General features: G+C 45.9%; 16 protein-coding genes. 14 read left to right on the top strand and 2 right to left on the bottom strand.

The window, feature by feature from the left end:
• The first annotated feature begins 2 nt into the window (after positions 1–2).
• From ACYCS5_RS21605 to ACYCS5_RS21635, 7 genes are all read left to right on the top strand, one after another.
• A complete protein-coding gene (locus tag ACYCS5_RS21605; RefSeq protein WP_080658600.1) occupies positions 3–887 on the top strand; it encodes a type II secretion system F family protein in 885 nt (294 codons plus the stop codon).
• Positions 888–900: 13 nt separating this feature from the next.
• Positions 901–1,092 (top strand): Flp1 family type IVb pilin, encoded by a 192-nt coding sequence (locus tag ACYCS5_RS21610; protein ID WP_013309278.1) that lies wholly within the window; start codon positions 901–903, stop codon positions 1,090–1,092.
• Positions 1,092–1,760, top strand: a complete 669-nt coding sequence (locus ACYCS5_RS21615) for a TadE family protein (RefSeq protein ID WP_340954780.1) — start codon at positions 1,092–1,094, stop codon at positions 1,758–1,760. Before ACYCS5_RS21610 ends, ACYCS5_RS21615 begins: the two co-directional genes overlap by 1 nt.
• A 40-nt stretch (positions 1,761–1,800) precedes the next feature.
• Positions 1,801–4,017, top strand: a complete 2,217-nt coding sequence (locus tag ACYCS5_RS21620; RefSeq protein WP_459760099.1) for a hypothetical protein — start codon at positions 1,801–1,803, stop codon at positions 4,015–4,017.
• A complete protein-coding gene (locus tag ACYCS5_RS21625) occupies positions 3,986–4,981 on the top strand; it encodes a TadE/TadG family type IV pilus assembly protein (RefSeq protein ID WP_029516369.1) in 996 nt (331 codons plus the stop codon). The genes ACYCS5_RS21620 and ACYCS5_RS21625 overlap by 32 nt, the downstream gene beginning before the upstream one ends.
• 85 nt (positions 4,982–5,066) lie before the next feature.
• On the top strand, positions 5,067–5,579 hold the full coding sequence (locus ACYCS5_RS21630) for an A24 family peptidase (RefSeq protein ID WP_025722689.1): 513 nt from the start codon (positions 5,067–5,069) through the stop codon (positions 5,577–5,579).
• 63 nt (positions 5,580–5,642) lie between these two features.
• Positions 5,643–7,445 (top strand): DUF6382 domain-containing protein, encoded by a 1,803-nt coding sequence (locus ACYCS5_RS21635; protein WP_459760100.1) that lies wholly within the window; start codon positions 5,643–5,645, stop codon positions 7,443–7,445.
• 201 nt (positions 7,446–7,646) lie between these two features.
• On the opposite strand, the gene ACYCS5_RS21640 is transcribed toward ACYCS5_RS21635, so the two are convergent.
• Positions 7,647–8,561, bottom strand: coding sequence for a TIGR01777 family oxidoreductase (locus tag ACYCS5_RS21640; protein WP_029516372.1), 915 nt, complete (start codon positions 8,559–8,561; stop codon positions 7,647–7,649).
• A gap of 417 nt (positions 8,562–8,978) precedes the next feature.
• Here ACYCS5_RS21640 and ACYCS5_RS21645 point away from each other — a divergent pair, with 417 nt between their 5' ends.
• From ACYCS5_RS21645 to ppnP, 4 genes are all read left to right on the top strand, one after another.
• Positions 8,979–10,106 (top strand): deoxyribonuclease IV, encoded by a 1,128-nt coding sequence (locus tag ACYCS5_RS21645; RefSeq protein WP_029516373.1) that lies wholly within the window; start codon positions 8,979–8,981, stop codon positions 10,104–10,106.
• Between the two features lie 22 nt (positions 10,107–10,128).
• On the top strand, positions 10,129–11,028 hold the full coding sequence (purU, locus tag ACYCS5_RS21650; protein WP_459760101.1) for a formyltetrahydrofolate deformylase: 900 nt from the start codon (positions 10,129–10,131) through the stop codon (positions 11,026–11,028).
• A gap of 414 nt (positions 11,029–11,442) precedes the next feature.
• Entirely contained in the window at positions 11,443–13,488 is a 2,046-nt protein-coding gene (tkt, locus tag ACYCS5_RS21655) for a transketolase (protein WP_029516375.1), read from the top strand.
• Positions 13,489–13,702: 214 nt separating this feature from the next.
• Positions 13,703–14,017 (top strand): pyrimidine/purine nucleoside phosphorylase, encoded by a 315-nt coding sequence (gene ppnP, locus ACYCS5_RS21660; RefSeq protein WP_013309288.1) that lies wholly within the window; start codon positions 13,703–13,705, stop codon positions 14,015–14,017.
• 108 nt (positions 14,018–14,125) lie between these two features.
• On the opposite strand, the gene ACYCS5_RS21665 is transcribed toward ppnP, so the two are convergent.
• Positions 14,126–15,025 carry an NAD(P)-dependent oxidoreductase gene (locus ACYCS5_RS21665; RefSeq protein ID WP_029516376.1) on the bottom strand — a complete coding sequence of 300 codons (900 nt, stop codon included), beginning with the start codon at positions 15,023–15,025 and terminating at the stop codon, positions 14,126–14,128.
• 250 nt (positions 15,026–15,275) lie between these two features.
• On the opposite strand from ACYCS5_RS21665, the gene ACYCS5_RS21670 reads away from it, so the two are divergent.
• The 3 genes from ACYCS5_RS21670 to ACYCS5_RS21680 all read left to right on the top strand — a co-directional run bounded on the left by ACYCS5_RS21670 (position 15,276) and on the right by ACYCS5_RS21680 (position 17,999).
• Positions 15,276–16,631, top strand: a complete 1,356-nt coding sequence (locus ACYCS5_RS21670; protein WP_013369975.1) for a glucose-6-phosphate isomerase — start codon at positions 15,276–15,278, stop codon at positions 16,629–16,631.
• A gap of 148 nt (positions 16,632–16,779) precedes the next feature.
• Positions 16,780–17,412, top strand: a complete 633-nt coding sequence (locus ACYCS5_RS21675; RefSeq protein WP_029516377.1) for a YigZ family protein — start codon at positions 16,780–16,782, stop codon at positions 17,410–17,412.
• Between the two features lie 5 nt (positions 17,413–17,417).
• Positions 17,418–17,999, top strand: a complete 582-nt coding sequence (locus tag ACYCS5_RS21680; protein WP_029516378.1) for a TetR/AcrR family transcriptional regulator — start codon at positions 17,418–17,420, stop codon at positions 17,997–17,999.
• Positions 18,000–18,102: the final 103 nt, after the last annotated feature.

Raw genomic sequence — 18,102 nt, forward strand, 5'->3', positions numbered from 1 at the left:
AGATGGGTGTGGTGATGTTGATTTGTCTGGTCATGCTGGTTCTGCAAGTGGGAGGTTGGGTGGTGCTGAACCAGATGCACGGTGCTAAGTATGCGCATTTTCGCCATATGAAGTTGGAGGGACTGCGGCTGCAAAGACTTTCAGTCCCATTTGTACACATGATTCATGCTTCACGTGCTACTCATAGACTGCCTTTGCTAATGTTCAAGCTCCAGCGTTCGGTGCAAAAGCTGTATGGTATGCGTAACAGCGGAGAAAAAACGATGCTTTTTCTGGCAGAAATGTTGGGTTACGGATATATGATGGCTGCTGGTGGAGCTATAATATCGCTTTTGCTGGGTGGGGATGCGACCGGGCTGGTGCTCGGATTGGGACTTGGTCTTCTGGTACCCATCGCGCTGATCAAGGATTTGCACGGGAAAGTACAGAAGCGGGATCAGCAAATTTTAATGGAACTGCCTGAACTGTTGAGTAAAATGATGCTTTTAGTAGGTGCAGGTGAGACGGTACAACGGGCATTGCTACATTGCGTGGAACGTAAAGGGGCGGATACGGAACATCCGTTGTATCGAGAACTGAGGCAGACGGTGGCAGAATGGGAAAGCGGCTTTTCCTTTCAACAGGCATTTGAGCACCTGAGCAAACGTTGTGGTATTCAGGAAATGACAGTATTTACGACGACAGTTTTGTTGAATATGAGGCGCGGCGGGAGCGATTTCGTGATGGCTTTACGTGAGTTGTCCCAGACGTTATGGGGCAAGCGGACTTCAATTAGCCGCACAAGAGGGGAGCAGGCTTCATCTAAGCTGGTATTCCCGATGGCGCTGATTTTGCTAACGGTAATTGTGCTGGTGGGCGCTCCGGCTTTAATGATGATGAATATGTAGGAGGAATACAACGATGATGACATTAGTAACAGGCAGTATTCGTAAATTGTACAAGGATGAGGATGGTCTGGGTACGTTAGAAATGATCCTGATCATTGCCATTCTGATTGCGGTGGCAATTATTTTTAAGGATCAGATCAAGAAAATTGTAGAAGGGCTTTTGAAAAAGGCGGATAAAAAAAGTAACGATTTTATGGATTCATAATGCTGCGCAAATTGGCACAAAAAGAGGACGGGAGCTTCTCCTTGGAAGCTTCCCTCGTCTTTCCCATTCTACTGCTGGTCATTTTTGTGATGTTATTTTTTTGCCTGTACATATATCAAAAGTCTATATTGGTGCAGGTCGCTGCTACTGCTTCGGAAAGGGCCGCTTACAGTTGGGATAACAGCTTCAAGGACCCACGTACAGGAGCATTTACACAGGGGCAACGGGATTCTCTCTATTGGCGCTTGAAGGATGATGTTATGCTCGGAGCCCTGTTTGGCTGGACCGGAGCCAACAATCAGGAAAGTGTACAGGTTCCGGGCGGCAATGGGGGAGGCTCGTTACCTGCTCAAAAGCTGTCCAATGCAGAAAATAATATGCCTGCGGGCATGCAGGGGCAGATGACATATGAGAACAGTATGATTCACCGTAAGGTGACCACCAAGTTAAATAAGATCGTGAAGGTACCTTTGTTGAATCAGTTTTTAGATCAGACAGATTTGAAAGGGGAAATGAGTTCAGGCGTGGTCGAACCTGTGGAATGGATTCGTACGGTGGAGTTGGTCCGTTATTATGGTGCGAAGTTTATGGGCAGAGGATCAGGTGAAAAGGTAGATTCGGCAGTTGTAGGGAAAGTATTGATGCAATATGGTCAAAATGGTCAGTGAGAAGTAAGGAATAGGAATGTAACTGGGAAGGAGGAAGCGGGTGTTTGGTAAGGGTCACAATACAAAGGACGGGGAATCAGGTGCTGTCACGGTCTTTTTAATTCTGATTTTGGCGGTCATGTTCGGTTTTATTGCTGTATTTATTGATTACGCGAGAATTGCTGCACTGCATGTGCAGACCGAACGGCTGACCCATGCGGCGGTTCGTTCAGTGATGTCTGCTTATGATCCGACATTACAACAGGAGTACGGTTTGTTTGCTTATGGCGAAGGCGGCGGAGAACAAATTATGGTCAAAGTGCTGAATGATAGCGCGCGGCGTACGGCACGCGCAGAAACGCTACCGCTTATGAATATGAAGCTGGATTCTAGTTCCCTGCAAATGGAAAGGGAGCTTGGTAAATATGCCATATTTAACGAGCAGATCCGTGAAGAGATGAAGTATAAAGCACCTGTCGATTTTACGTTTGAAGTGCTCGAAAAGCTGAAGCCGCTCTCTCAAAATATGAAAGAGGCTTCTCATACGGTAGATTTGCTGAAACGGCTGCAAAAGCTATACGACAGACGAGAGGCCAAACTGGATGACATGCTGGAGAAGCAGCGTAAGGCAGGAGCTTATATGGAAGAGGTTCGCAAGCGGATTATTAAACAGAGGGGCACCTATATGCCCAATCAGTATATATGGGACCCGCTTGAGGTTGTAGCCGATATTGCCGCTCAATATAAGCATTACGTACATGTATATGAAGACAATAAGAAGAGTGTGGACGACGTTAAAATCATGCAGATGGAAAAATATGCACGTAGAGCGAGGGCAGCGCTTGATCGCCTGCGTCAGATCATGGTTCAAGCTGGGGAAGAACATGATAAGCTGCTTCTGGAAGCCAAGGAACCGTTAAATGAAGCACGGCAGATTAATGAAGAGATACGCAAAGTCATTGCCCAATATAAGCAGAGGGCGGCCAATGCAGGCTACGATGAGGTTTCAGCAGCCCCTACTCCAAGCGGAGCAGGCTCCAACGCAGATCCGTCGGTAGGAAGTGCACGGCAAAAAGCAGAGGATTTATTGATTCCAGACAAGGAATTTGAACAATGGGAAGCAGAAATTGAAAAGCAACGGACTTCTATAAATACTGCTAACAATAGAATAACGAGTATGATGCGTACGTTATCCTTTTATACAGATCCATTTTTGAATGCAGACATGCTCAAGCAGGAAGTCGCTTCTACGCTCAAGGAGATAGATAAATACTTAAATGCGTATGCTTGGGCGGGACCCGCCAATGTACTCGACGGTGAAGCCAGGACGATGGATACGCGACGCGGCCCGGACAAAGAACGCAAGAAAATGGAAAAAGAGGCGAAAAACAAGCTCAAACAAGCCTATCGGATTATTGAGGTTCTATCCAAGGGTAAACAAAATGCAGAAAAATTCCAAAATCTGGAGCGGTATTACAATGAAAGTATTTCGTTTAACCAGTCTACATCCAGTCCATCTGTTTCCTCCGATTTGCCCTATGACACCTATGATGCAGCGGGAGCTTCTATGGATAGTATGGATGGTCTATACGGATCGGCATCCAATTTACTGACTCAACTGGGAGACGAGTTTTACCAGAATGAATACGCACTTTCTTACTTCCATCATGTGGATTTCAGCCGTTTTGGCAGTTTGGCCGGATCGGGTGGAAATGCGGGAAATGCTGCACAGATTTTGGGAGATCAGCTAGAGGTAAATAATCAGGAAGTTGAGTATATCCTGTATGGGTTCCATAATCCGACGGGTAATCTGGCATCCGCCTATGGGGAAATTTTTGCTATGAGACTTGCCATTCGAACAATGGAGGGATTGGTTAAGAACAGCTCAAAAGGTAATCCGTTGGTCGTTTTGGCGGCAGCTTTGTTATATGGAGTAGAAAAAGCGATAGAAGACATGATTATGCTGGCACAAAAGGGGGACGTGCCATTGTCTGATTTTCTGAAATTTCGAATGACATACAAGGATCATTTGCGATTGTTCCTGATGCTCCATAGCAATAATGAACGAAAAATGTCCCGTATGCTGGCTCTGATCCGTCTGAATACAGATGTCAATCCTGCTGAGCGGCAAACGTATGCAACGGGTGAGGTCAAGAATGGGATGAGGCTGTGGTTTCTACCTGGGGTAATGAAGATGCTCGGGACCGCCTCAAAAGAAGGCGAGAGTATTAAGGGAAGTGTGTACTATGTCACGAAAACAGCGCATTTTTCCTATTAATCGATGTTTACGGAAAGTTTGTGGACAAAAGCAATGTGAACAAGGAAGTATTGTTTTAGAAGCGTCATTGGTGTTGCCAATGTTTCTGTTTTTTATTATTTTTCTCATTTATATGGTTCAGATGACACTGGTATCTACAGCGTTGCAGACCACCGCTTCAGAAGCGGTTAAACAGGTTTCGGCTAAAATCTACCCAGTTTCTCTAGCCGTGGAGGCGGCGTCCGCAAAAATAGATGCAGTGCGTGAACCGCTGGATGAACTGCCCAAGTTATCTGTGAGTGAATATGCAAGCCAATTCGCTGCCCAGTTGCCACCTCCAATTGGTGATTGGGTAGAAAGCGCTGTTCAGGGCGGTCAAAAGCCGATGGAGGAACTGCGGGGGCGATTTACGGAAGCTGCACTCGATCCTGTTTTGAAGCCGATGCTAAAGCCTTTTATGGAGGAAAGCATTCTGGAATATGACCGTATTCATATAACGAGCGTACATGTACCTGCTCTTACAGGAACTAAGGACCCTTATTTTAGAGTAGAACTGTCGTATGAACTGCCGATGAAGGTTCCTTTTCTGTATCGCAGCATTGTGCTTCAGGCGGCAGCTGAGGAACGTCTTTGGATTGGCGACACAGGGGAAGGAGCAGGTACAGGAAATGCGACGGGGGACAAGGATGCGGAGCATTCCATACAGTTGCTCGTTAAGCCTGAACCTGCTGTGAAGGGTGTGTACAATTTAATCAAGGCCAAGGTTGAGCCTGGGACGACTGCTAACCTTTCTGTGCTTTATAAGTCGGGTGAAAGCACAGCTCAGCACTTGGGCTGGACCTCTGCCAACGCGGACGGGATTATAGAATGGAACTGGTTTGTGGGAACGAACACAACACCTGGTCAATGGAGCTTTGTAATTGAAACAGAGGTTGGTCAACGTATAGAAGTTCCGTTTACCGTGGAAAAGCCAGCTGATGGATAGGATGGATATAGACTTGTAGGGATAGCTACGATGGAAAATGATTTGGCAGTCTGCTAGTTCTATTTTATAAAGGGGGAAGATCGCATTGACGTGGATGTATATTGTATGCGGAGTTCTGCTCGCGATCGCGTTAGTTACGGATTTACGTAGCATGAAAATCCCTAATAAGCTTACATTGCCCGGCATAGTGGTAGGCTTGGTATTCAATACTCTATTTGGGGGATGGCACGGTTTTTTATTTGCTGTTGCTGGACTGGGTACCGGATTTGGGTTCATGCTGATTTTGTACTGGATGGGAGCTGTTGGTGCAGGAGATGTGAAGCTGTTCGGCTTGATTGGAGCATGGACAGGTGCCGCTTTTGCATGGCAGTCAGCTTTATATTCGATTTTTTTTGCAGGTATTATTGGCATAGGGATTTTGCTATGGAAGAGGGAAACCATCATGAGACTGCGGCGCGTAGCTTTTAATTTAGGAGGATTTTTTCTATTTCGCAGTGGAAAAGCACTGACCAGTGGAAATGAAGCACACCTCAGGTTTCCTTTTATGACGGCAGTCATTCCGGGGGCGATCAGTGCTTATCTTTACTTCTTGCCATGACATGTCCGCTGGGGGAGATCATGCTACCTCACGGAGATAGGAAATTGTTAAGGAGGTCATGAATTGTTTGGTTTAAGCAGGGATTTTGCCCGGAACGGCGGGACATTTATGATTCTAAACAAGGAAGACGGGCTCAAAACCGATGATTTAAATTCCGTGCAAACTGGAATGATGACTGGTAATCGGATTCCCGGTCTACTGGAACTTAGAATAAAGGAAGTCGATTTTCAGATTGAGTTACATTACGACATTTCGGGGCAACGCATGCTTTCCCAATTATGGAAAGGTGGGGGCGTGTCGACTTCTGATTTCTACCGGATTCTTTTTGAAGTGGCAGATGCCCTCCATCGCAGCCCGCAATATATGTTAGATATTCGCCAGTTTATTTTGCACGAGGATTATATTTTTCTAAGTGGTTCAGGTACAAGGGAAACCGCCAGTTTAACCTATGTTCCTTTACGCAGTGTACAGTATGCAGGGCAAACAGGCAGTCAATTTAAGCAGATGGTTATTCGTTTAATGACTCGTGTGGCCCACTTTCAGGGAGAAAATATACAACGCATACTCGATCTGTGTGATAGAAATGAATTTGAATTGGGTTTGCTAAAGGAACTGCTGTTGCAAGGAATGAAGGCTGGTACAGAGAGTGTTAGCGTGCAGGCAGAAAGTATGGAAGAGCGAGCTTTTTCATCAGCTGATCCTATCCTATCTGCCCATACCTCACAGGGGAACTATACGGATCGTGGCGGAACATACGCGCGAGAGCATCGGGAAACTCTACAGGAGATTCAGGAGCTTAAACGGATCAATCGGCTCAAACCGTCCGTGAAACCAGAGGAGAATTCCGAGCATGTAACAGAAAACGAAGTAGAAGATGTGGAGTCTGGATTGCAAAAATATAAAACCTACATTGCTCTCGGATGTCTGCTCGCTTCGGCCATCGTGTGGCGTTATATTTATCTGGACCATCCAGAGACGGTACCGTTGATTATTTCCGTGGTGCTGACCTTGGTACTTGCCGCTGTTGCTTATATAAGCTGGACGGGGAAATGGGAGCGCAATCGAACTTCATCTCATATGTACAGCGATTCAGTACCTGTATTGGATTCGGAATGGTTAGGAACTACTTCTTCCCCAGTACAGCGCAAAAATGATCGTTATCAGGTAGATAAGCTGACCGGATTTGTAGCGGGACGTCATCATCAAGACAAGCAATCTTCCGATTCGAGTGATCAAGGGCAGGAGAACTGGAGATGGACTTTTCCAAACTCAGAATATAAGAGCGTGGGAAATCGAGTTATGGAAAATAGTAAGAAAACTTCAGCGAATTTTGACTTACACGAGCCATCGTGGAAAGGTGCGGAACGGGGAAATGAATTGGAAGCCAGTGATACCAGTGAGGCTTATTATAAGTCTCTCTCCGGGGTAACGGAGCTTCTAAATGCTGCATCTAAGCAGGAAACGATGCTGCTTCGTGCAGATCAAGAGATGCAGATTTCACCAGTGCAGCAATCACCGATGGCTTGCCTGGATCGCAAGCCACCAGGTAGTGGAGGGACAGAGCGCATCCGGTTGCAGCCAGACCAATTCGTTGCAGGCAGTTTTATCATCGGGAGAGATCCGCAACTGGTTCAGTTTGTAGAGCATACGGATGGAGCTTCCCGTTCTCATATTGAGCTTTGCATAGTTACAGGAGAACATAGCCACATTGTTAAGGATTTATCCTCGACGAATGGAACTGTTCTGAATGGAGAGCCTATGGTGCCTTATAAGGAGTACACAATGAAGGATGGAGATACTTTTAAAATCGCTGGAGTTTCTTATACTTACCGGTTGGACTCTTTTAAATCCTCCAATGCATCATAAATGAAGGTTATATGGATATATGTCAAGAAGAGGCCTGTTATATTCAGAGCTTCTTTCTTTATGAATAGTGGACTATTCATGGGAATAAAATGGGGCATCTTAATAACTTGCAGTCTGCTTGAGAGATTGTATCTGACTAAAAAGAGGAACCCTAAGCTGGTAGTGACACTACCTACCAGCCAGGAGTTCCTCTTTTTCAATTCAATGCTGTTTTTGGGAAGAATGGAGTTCTTTAAGAGCGTCCTTAAGTGAAGGATAGTGAAACTTAAATCCGTGCTCCAGCGCTTTGCGCGGTATCACCTTCTGACCATCCAATACTAGCGTGCTCATCTCACCAACTAGCTTTGAAACGAGAATGCTGGGGACGGGAAACCAGTACGGACGGTGATATACCGTAGCTACTGTCCTCCCAAACTGGTCGTTCGTCAAGGGTTGTGGTGATGAAGCATTCACTGCCCCGACAATTTCCGTCGTATGGATGCAGTACGTGATCAGACGAACGATATCTTCAATATGAATCCAGCTCATCCATTGATGGCCGCTACCTATTTTGCCGCCGAATCCGAAGCTATAAGGCATCTTCATGAGTGGGAATGCCCCTTTTTTTCTGTCCAGCACAAGGCTAATGCGTAACTTAATTAAACGGGCTTCAGAAGGGTAGGCATTGGCTGCTTCTTCCCATTGCTCAACCACCTGAGACAGAAAATCTCCCGAACAGCGCGGGCTCGTTTCATCGAATGTTTCGGTCAGGGATGTACCATAGGCGGCAACAGCAGAAGCCTGAATGATTACTTTCGGTTTTTTTTGTAGAGCATTCAATGCTTGAGCCAACCGGGCAACAGATAGCAGTCGAGATTGAAGAATTCTTTGTTTGGACTTATCCGTCCAGCGCTGATTCAGCGTTTCGCCTGCTAAATTAACGACCGCATCTGTGCCTTCCAGTACTTCAGGCTTTTGTTTTAATTCGTTCCAGCTCATATATTGCAAGCGGGGGCTCGCTTCGTGTCCTACCAGTGGCTTGCGGGTAACGACTTTCACGGTGTATCCGTCGTCTAGCAGGCTTTTGACCAGTGCACTCCCCACCAATCCAGTTCCTCCACATACGATGATGTTCATGGAGCCAGCTCTCCTTCCAATTCACAAAAAATACATCCGTTATAGAATATAACCCTTTTCGAGAGAAAAAAACTTCATATGAATGTCCTTTATACGGTTAAGTGTCAATCCATGATTTTATTTACCCCTGTTTGACTAACATATATTCTGATGTGTACTTTATCTACGTATTCCCTTAATAGAGTTATTTGAGGATTTTGCAAAAGCCCAATAAGCGACTTTCAATGAAGAATATATTGATCGAAATGGTCTGGTTCGTCTGTATATTGCACTTTGGAGCGACTGGAATCGAATTTTGCAAAATCCTGATTTAAGAAAGTTGCCATAAAAGCTATGTTGTTTGATTTCAATAATCACGTTAAAATGATTAAATTAAAATAAGACAAGCATAACAGGATAAGGGGATGAATCAGGGTCATGCTGAAAATTGGTTCTCATGTGTCCTTCTCGGACAAGGGTCTGCTCAGCGCTACAAAAGAAGCGTCTACTTACGGGTCCAGCTCCTTTATGATATACACGGGAGCACCGCAAAACACGCGTCGTAAGCCGATGGAGTCCATGTATTTGGAGGAAGGCAAGCAGTTAATGGCTGAGAAGGGAATGGAAGATATCGTGGTGCATGCCCCGTATATCATCAACCTTGGCTCTTACAAAGAAAATACCTATGAGCTTGCGGTCAGCTTTCTTCAGGAGGAAATTCGGCGCACACACGCGATAGGTGTGAAAAATATTGTGCTGCATCCGGGCGCTTTTACCGATAAGGATGCGGAATATGGGATCGGGCGTATTGCCGATGGTTTGAACGAGGTACTGAACGGCGTGAAGGAGACAGATGTTAACATCGCGCTTGAAACGATGGCAGGCAAAGGAACGGAAATGGGGCGTAGCTTTGAGGAGATTGCCTCCATTATAGATAAAGTAGAGCGTAACGAGCGTCTTACGGTTTGTATGGATACCTGTCACATTCACGATGCGGGTTATGATATCGTAAATGATCTGGACGGTGTATTGGAGCAATTCGACCGTATTGTTGGCTTGAATCGCATTGCAGTTGTTCACATTAATGACAGTAAAAATCCAGTTGGCGCTCATAAAGACCGCCATACTCCGATCGGATCAGGCTGGATTGGCTATCAGACTATTCATAATGTGGTGCATCATGAAGCACTTCAAGGACGTCCGTTTATTTTGGAGACGCCATGGATTGGGAAGGAAGCCAAAACTCAGCGTCCGATGTATGAGGTTGAAATTGCCCTGCTTCGCGGAAATGTAAAGGAGCGCTTTGGGGATGAGTTTTTGGGTCAGGTTGAGCAATTGCATTCGTTTTTCAAAAAACAGGATGTGGATGTCCGTAAATTTGTGCTGGACACCTGGGCTCTGCTGAAAAATGATGCCAAAGCAAGAAAAGCCGATCCACGTGAACCGTTGGAGCGTCTGTATGACATGATAACGGAAGCAGCACTATTTCCAGATTTGAGCGAAGAACACATTAATCAACGGTTGATTGCCTGGTTTGCCGGCAGTCATTTGCCAGTGACGGTATAAGCTAAGGGGGATTAATAGCCACATGGAAATTCACGCAAAACATCAGCCAAATAGCACTCTATCAGCCCATGAAAACCGAGCGCGTATGCTTGTATCTTGTCCAGATGGACCAGGTATTGTAGCGGCCGTGTCCCGTTTTTTGTACGAGCATGGGGCCAATATCGTTCAATCTGACCAATATACAATGGACCCGTCGGGCGGTATGTTTTTTATGCGGATTGAATTTGATCTGCCGAATTTGAGTGCAACCCAGCCACAGTTGGAGCAGGATTTTGCCGCTGTTGCTGAGCAATTCCGTATGGAGTGGACGATTTCTGCGGTTAGCCGCAAGAAAAAACTGGCTATTTTCGTTTCCAAAGAAGATCACTGTTTGGTAGAACTGCTGTGGCAATGGCAGGCAGGAGATCTGGACGCGGATATTTCATTGGTGGTTAGTAATCATCCGGATATGAAGGAGTATGTGGAATCGTTTGGTATCCCATATCACCATATTCCGGTAACCGCCGATACCAAGCCGGAGGCGGAGCGTCGCCAACTAGAGGTTATTGGCGAAGACATTGACGTTATCATTTTGGCCCGTTACATGCAGATTATATCTCCCAAGTTTATTGAGCATTATCGCAACCGAATTATCAATATCCATCATTCCTTTCTGCCTGCATTCGTGGGTGGGAAGCCATATGCCCAAGCCTATAATCGCGGTGTGAAAATTATTGGTGCTACTGCGCATTATGTAACTGAAGAATTGGACGGCGGCCCGATCATTGAGCAGGACGTGCAGCGTGTAAGCCACGGAGATGATGTAAATGAGCTAAAACGGATCGGTCGCACCATAGAGCGGGTCGTTTTGGCAAGAGCCGTGAAGTGGCATGCAGAGGATCGTATTCTGGTTCATGAGAACAAAACAGTCGTTTTTAACTAATCTTAAAATTTTAGAAAAAATTTGTGAATCTATATTTTTTGTTAAACAAAGCCCATCGCATAACGGGCTTTGTTTTTTTATATAAGGATTTTGCAAAATCCTCATGTGAATTATTAGCCTTATAGCCGGTCAGTACATAATATTTTTGTGATTTTATATTTTTTTAAATGAGGTTAATACATTACGGGTATATTTATATGAGGACACGGTACTACATTTCCCACAATCATCTTTATAAACGATCTGGCAAACTTTCACGGCAAATGGTACAATACTTAAGAATGTATAAGTCATATTGAAACATTCAAGCAGATTCACTCACTTCAACAGATATCGTTTTTGTATCAGGCGGTGATGTTGGGGAGTATGACCGAATGCAATTGACATACTTTTTACAATATGAGGAGGCTAACCATGACTGACCAGAACCAAGCGATTCAAAAGGATGAAAACTCCACGATCGACAATTTGTCCATCACAACTATTCGTACGTTGGCAATTGACGCCATCGAGAAAGCAAACTCGGGACATCCTGGTATGCCGATGGGCTCCGCGCCAATGGGATACCAACTTTTTGCTAAAACGATGAATCATAATCCCGATCAACCTACATGGGTTAACCGTGACCGTTTTGTATTGTCTGCAGGACACGGTTCCATGTTGCTATACAGCCTTCTGCACCTGAGCGGCTATGATCTTCCTATGGAAGAACTGAAACAATTCCGTCAATGGGGCAGCCTTACACCGGGCCACCCTGAGTTTGGCCACACTGCTGGTGTAGATGCTACAACCGGTCCTCTGGGACAAGGTCTCGCAATGTCCGTAGGTATGGCAATGGCTGAAGCTCAACTGGGCGCAACATATAATAAGGACGAATTTAAAGTTGTAGATCACTTCACGTATGCAATCTGCGGCGATGGCGATCTGATGGAGGGTATTTCCCACGAGGCTGCCTCGCTGGCTGGTCGCTTACAACTGGGCAAGCTGATTGTATTGTTTGATTCCAATGATATTACACTGGACGGCAAGCTTAATCTGTCCTCTTCCGAGAGTGTTGCCAAACGCTTTGAAGCTTACAACTGGCAAGTACTGCGCGTAGAAGATGGTAACGACCTTCCAGCCATCCAAAAAGCCATTGAAGAAGCGCAAGGCGACTCGACACGTCCTACGCTGATTGAAGTGAAAACTGTCATCGGCTACGGAAGCCCGAACAAACAAGGTAAAGGCGGACACGGCGGTACTCATGGTTCCCCGCTGGGATCAGAAGAAGCCAAGCTGACTAAAGAATTCTACAAATGGGTATACGAAGAGGACTTCCACGTACCACAAGAGGTTCGCGAGCATTTTGCTAAAGTAAAAGAGCGCGGTATCGCAGCGAACAAAGCATGGGATGAACAGTTCGCCAAATACAAAGCAGCTCACCCTGATTTGGCAGCTCAGTTCGAAACAGCTGTAAACGGCGATCTCCCAGAAGGATGGGATCGTGACCTTCCGAAGTACACGACTGAAGACAAAGCCGTTTCGACTCGTGTAGCTTCTGGTAATGCTCTGAATGGATTAGCTCCAAACGTACCTTTCCTAACAGGCGGATCTGCCGATCTGGAGAGCTCCACGATGACACATTTGAACAACCTGACGAACTTTACGCCAGAAGACTACGCCGGTCGTAACATCTATTTCGGTATCCGCGAATTTGGTATGGCTGCTGCGATGAACGGTATGGCGTTGCACCAAGGTGTAAAAGTATTCGGCGGTACATTCTTCGTATTTACAGACTATCTGCGTCCAGCTGTTCGTCTGGCAGCTCTGATGGGATTGCCTGTAACCTACGTTCTGACTCACGACAGTATTGCTGTAGGTGAAGATGGTCCGACTCATGAGCCGATCGAGCAATTGGCTTCCCTGCGTATTATCCCGAACTTGACAGTAATTCGTCCAGCGGACGGTAATGAAACTTCTGCTGCTTGGGCTTACACGCTGGAAAACAAGAAAAACCCGGTTGCTCTGGTATTAACTCGTCAAAACCTGCCAATCCTGGCTGCTAGTGCTGAGCATGCACGCGAAGGTATCAAACGCGGTGCTTATGTGGTTGCAGATGCAACAGATGGCAAACCAGTTGCTCAAATTCTAGCTACAGGCTCCGAAGTGCAATTGGCTGTTAAAGCTCAGGAAGCACTGGCAGAACAAGGTATTCAAGTACGTGTTATCAGCTTCCCAAGCTGGGATCTGTTCGAAAAACAAGACAAAGCATACAAAGATTCCGTTCTGCTGCCAGAAGTGAAAGCTCGTTTGGCTGTAGAAATGGCATATCCACTGGGCTGGGAAAAATATGTTGGCGACCAAGGCGACATTCTCGGTATCAGTACATTCGGCGCATCCGCACCTGGCGATCGCGTGATTAAGGAATACGGCTTTACAGTAGAGAATGTTGTTAGCCGTGTGAAAGCTTTGTTGAAATAAAACATTGGAGCATCTAAAACAGACAGTCGTAACCTGAGTAAGGCTTACGGCTGTTTGTTTCATACAGTTGATGTTTTGCGAAAAGATCACTTTGGAATTCCAGTGTATTGTATACGTGATACAGTGTGTATTTTCATACTGAAGCTGGAATCAAATCTATGTTATGATGCACCAATATTCATTCAACCATTGAGAGCAGATGAGGGGATAACGAATGACACAGTTTGATGGAGTAAGCGTAGTTAAAAAAGCAAACGTTTATTACGATGGTCAGGTTACAAGCCGTACAGTCATCCTGGGTGACGGTAGTAAGGTTACACTGGGGATTATGCTGCCAGGAACGTACGAGTTCGGCACGGATTCCCGTGAGATTATGGAGATTTTGGCAGGGGATCTGAGAGTGTTACTTCCAGGTACTGAGGAATGGCTGGAAATACAAGGGACAGCAACCTTTCACGTACCTGCAAAGTCTTCCTTCAAGCTGGAAGTACGAAGTGTAACTGATTATTGCTGTTCTTATCCCGAATAGTAAGCTAAAACGGGTAAGCACACTCAGCCTTCAAGCTAAGTGTGCTTACCCTAAAGCTATGCCATATGTACACAAGCACAGCAGTATAGTTACACAGAAAGGTACAGCTTATTCGAGAGGTTGACCACCAATGGTGCGGCCAATCCATGCTTCGTATGTCTTCACGACAGCGGATAGGTCCTCGTCGCCGTAGCCTTGCGTTTGCCCGGCTTGAAATAGGCTTTTGGCAATGGATAACATAGGTGCGGGGATGGACAGGCTGTCTGTTAGTGAGGAAGCAAGCTTCAAGTCCTTAAGCATCAAGGCAAGTGAGAACTGGTTGCTAAAATCATGCTCAATGATTTTGCGCCCTTTCAGGTCAGCGGCCTTGCTGCCTGCCGATCCGAGTTGTACCAATTCAAGGAAGCTGTCTGCCGGGATGCCGGATTTAGCCGCGATAGCAAAGCCTTCAGCCAGAGCGAGGTTATGAATACCGACCATCGTATTATGAGCGAGCTTGGCTACGGCCCCGCTTCCATTAGGTCCCATATGAAGTACCTTTTTGCCCAGGGTATCAAAAACATCTGATTGTGCCGCAATGGCTTCTGCATTACCACCAACCATGAACACGAGTGTGCCGTCTACAGCGGCAGGCTTACTGCCTGTTACGGGAGCATCAATGAAGGAACAGCCCAGCTTGTCCGCTTCGGCGGCTAGTTGTTTGACCAGCTCAGGTGAAATCGTGCTGTTGTCCATCACGGTCATGCCAGCCGTAAGGCCGGCAAACACACCGTCTTCGCCGTAATAGATGTCACGAATGGAATGATCATCACTGACCATGGTAATGACCAAGTGCTGACCTTCAGCTGCTTCACGAGGGGTTGAAGCTGTACGTGCGCCTTGCTCTTCCAGTGGCTCGCAGCGCGAAGCGGTGCGATTATAAACTGTGACTCCGAATCCCTGCTTTAGCAGATTGGATGCCATCGGGGCGCCCATGGTGCCCAGTCCGATAAATCCGATGTTTTTCATTGCTAATCACCTTTCTTGTTGGAAGTTGCCGTCCGATGCAGATGCGAGTCGGCCCTGAATTGAATATTGAAACAGGTTGATCTCAGTTAATTGTAGCATGGGCATGCTACCCTATCTACAGGAGGGACTGTCAAGTACAGGATACACAGGTAACGTAAGCTTGTCAGGCCCAGCAAATTAAAGTATCCTATTCCTAAGTCCTTATGTTCGTATTCATGGTCTTAGTAATACCAAACAGGAGGTTCCAAACATGTCTAAAAAAGTTATTTTTGATTACACTAAAGCGCTCTCCTTTGTAGGTCAGCACGAAATTGATTATTTTGCAGAGCCTATCAAGCTGGCTCATGAGCAATTGCACAACCAAACCGGTGTAGGTTCCGATTTCTTAGGTTGGATCGACCTGCCTACCAATTATGATAAAGAAGAGTTTGCGCGCATCCAAAAGGCTGCTGCTAAAATTCAAAGCGATTCCGAAGTACTGATCGTAATCGGTATCGGCGGTTCTTACCTTGGAGCACGTGCTGCGATCGAAATGCTGTCGCATTCTTTCTACAATGCACTGCCTAAAGATCAACGCAAGGGCCCAGCTATCTATTTTGCAGGCAACAACATCAGCTCTACATATGTGAATCATCTGTTGGAACTGATTGAAGGTAAAGACTTCTCTGTGAACGTCATTTCCAAATCAGGTACGACAACAGAGCCAGCTATCGCATTCCGCGTATTCCGTGCAGCTCTGGAGAAAAAATACGGTAAAGAAGAAGCGCGCAAACGTATTTATGCAACGACCGATAAAGAACGTGGCGCTTTGAAAAAACTGGCTAACGAAGAAGGCTACGAATCCTTCATTATTCCTGATGATGTGGGTGGTCGTTACTCCGTGCTGACAGCAGTAGGCTTGTTGCCGATTGCTACTGCAGGCATTAACATCGAAGAAATGATGCAGGGGGCGGCAGACGCTTCCAAAGAATACAGCAACCCGAATGTAGCTGAGAACGAAGCTTATCAATATGCAGCCGTTCGTAACGCTTTGTACCGCAAAGGTAAAGCAATTGAAATTCTCGTAAACTATGAGCCGTCTCTTCATTTTGTATCCGAGTGGTGGAAACAGTTGTACGGAGAAAGCGAAGGCAAGGATTACAAAGGCATTTATCCTGCTTCTGTTGATTTCTCGACAGACCTGCACTCCATGGGACAATTCATTCAGGAAGGCAGCCGCAATATTTTCGAAACGGTAATCCAAGTAGAAAATGTACCTAGTCACATCACCATCGAAGCAGATGAGGATGATCTGGACGGACTGAATTTCCTGGCAGGCAAAACTGTGGATTTTGTAAATAAAAAAGCATTCCAAGGTACATTGCTGGCTCACACAGACGGACAAGTACCGAACTTGATTGTAAATATTCCTGACTTAAGCCCTTACTCTTTCGGCTATCTTGCTTATTTCTTCGAAAAAGCTTGCGGCATCAGCGGCTACCTGTTGGGTGTAAATCCGTTCGATCAACCGGGCGTAGAAGCTTACAAGAAGAACATGTTTGCGCTGCTCGGTAAACCAGGCTTCGAAAAAGAAAAAGCTGAGCTTGAAGCGAGATTGTCTGAATAAGAGTGCTGTAATCTCTGATGCGAAACAGGATTTCGGTCAGAAGTGTTATAGTGTATAGCAGCAATTAAAGTACAGGAAAGCAGTTCACCAGCTGCCAGTAGCGGGGGACTGCTTTCTTGTAAAATGAAGTAAGGAAGGTTATACGTGTATGTTGGAACAATACCGAACCGTACGCGGTGCCGGCAACAAGGAAATTGTGATCCGAAAATCCCGTTTTATCGGCCATATTCAGCCTGTTCAAACTGAGGAAGAAGCAGTTGCTTTCATAGAGCGCATCAAAAAAGAGCATTGGAACGCTACCCATAATTGTTCTGCTTACATGATTGGGGAAAGAGACGAAATCCAAAAGCAATCGGATGACGGAGAACCGAGCGGTACGGCTGGAAAGCCTATTTTGGAGGTGATCCGCAACCAGAAGCTGAAAAATGTCGCTATTGTTGTTACCCGTTACTTTGGTGGGATTTTGCTGGGAGCAGGCGGTCTGATTCGCGCGTATTCAGATGGTGCTGTTGCAGCAATCGAGGCAGGGGATGCAATTACGCGTGTGCTGCATCGTGAAGTTTTTGTAGAATTGGATTATACCTGGTTGGGCAAAGTGGAAAATGAATTACGCAATCGCAGCATCCGCACTGGAGAAACAATGTTTACGGATAAAGTTACCTTAACCTGTCTGCCGCTGGCTGGTGATGCGGAATCCTTTAGCAACTGGATAACAGACTTGACGCAGGGGCAATCGCTTGTGTCGGAGGGAGAGCAGCTTTACTTTATTGAAGGGGAATAAATAATATGGCTAGAAGAGCAGTAGAACAGGAGTTGTCAAGAGGGCGGATTCTGGAAGCGGCCAGGCACTTGTTTATTACCAAGGGCTACCGTGCGATTTCAATGCGCAGCATTGGCCAGCATCTGGGTTACAGTCATGGTTCGTTATACTATCATTTTAAAGAGAAGGCTGAACTGTTCTATGCCATTGTGATTGAAGATTTTAATACATTGCGTGGGATTCTACTGCAAGCAGCAACAGGCACACCTGATGATGGCTTGAGCAGACTAGAGTACTTGATGCTGGAATTTATCCGTTTTGGTTTGGAAAATCCATATCAATACGAAATTATGTTCATGATGCACGATGAAGAACTATTTGCATACTGTCGCACAGAGCAAAACCGTTGTGTCGAACTATTTGCATCCATGATCCGTCAAGAATTGAGTGGTCAGGGGCATTCGGAGGAAGATTGCTCAAGGGTACCGAAAAGTCTGTTTTTATCCATGCATGGCTTTGTATCCTTTTATATTCAGGACGGTTTAACATTTGAAGAAATTAGGCCCGCTGCTTTAGCACATGTAAAGCTGCTGTGCAGACACCTATGAGCGTACCTGCATTCACACGCTTCACCCATGAACATGTAGGGCGCTTTTCTAGGTGTATGCACTTCATGACGGTGACTTATCATTACGGTACTTTGCGAAAGCG

Source organism: Paenibacillus sp. SEL3 (assembly GCF_054602585.1).

What these genes read in the sequence shown, in the direction of transcription:
- ACYCS5_RS21605 (WP_080658600.1), top strand. Translation starts at nt 3, where the DNA reads ATGGGTGTGGTGATGTTGATTTGTCTGGTCATGCTGGTTCTGCAAGTG.
- ACYCS5_RS21610 (WP_013309278.1), top strand. Translation starts at nt 901, where the DNA reads ATGATGACATTAGTAACAGGCAGTATTCGTAAATTGTACAAGGATGAG.
- ACYCS5_RS21615 (WP_340954780.1), top strand. Translation starts at nt 1,092, where the DNA reads ATGCTGCGCAAATTGGCACAAAAAGAGGACGGGAGCTTCTCCTTGGAA.
- ACYCS5_RS21625 (WP_029516369.1), top strand. Translation starts at nt 3,986, where the DNA reads ATGTCACGAAAACAGCGCATTTTTCCTATTAATCGATGTTTACGGAAA.
- ACYCS5_RS21640 (WP_029516372.1), bottom strand. Translation starts at nt 8,561, where the DNA reads ATGAACATCATCGTATGTGGAGGAACTGGATTGGTGGGGAGTGCACTG.
- ACYCS5_RS21645 (WP_029516373.1), top strand. Translation starts at nt 8,979, where the DNA reads ATGCTGAAAATTGGTTCTCATGTGTCCTTCTCGGACAAGGGTCTGCTC.
- purU (WP_459760101.1), top strand. Translation starts at nt 10,129, where the DNA reads ATGGAAATTCACGCAAAACATCAGCCAAATAGCACTCTATCAGCCCAT.
- tkt (WP_029516375.1), top strand. Translation starts at nt 11,443, where the DNA reads ATGACTGACCAGAACCAAGCGATTCAAAAGGATGAAAACTCCACGATC.
- ppnP (WP_013309288.1), top strand. Translation starts at nt 13,703, where the DNA reads ATGACACAGTTTGATGGAGTAAGCGTAGTTAAAAAAGCAAACGTTTAT.
- ACYCS5_RS21665 (WP_029516376.1), bottom strand. Translation starts at nt 15,025, where the DNA reads ATGAAAAACATCGGATTTATCGGACTGGGCACCATGGGCGCCCCGATG.
- ACYCS5_RS21670 (WP_013369975.1), top strand. Translation starts at nt 15,276, where the DNA reads ATGTCTAAAAAAGTTATTTTTGATTACACTAAAGCGCTCTCCTTTGTA.
- ACYCS5_RS21675 (WP_029516377.1), top strand. Translation starts at nt 16,780, where the DNA reads ATGTTGGAACAATACCGAACCGTACGCGGTGCCGGCAACAAGGAAATT.
- ACYCS5_RS21680 (WP_029516378.1), top strand. Translation starts at nt 17,418, where the DNA reads ATGGCTAGAAGAGCAGTAGAACAGGAGTTGTCAAGAGGGCGGATTCTG.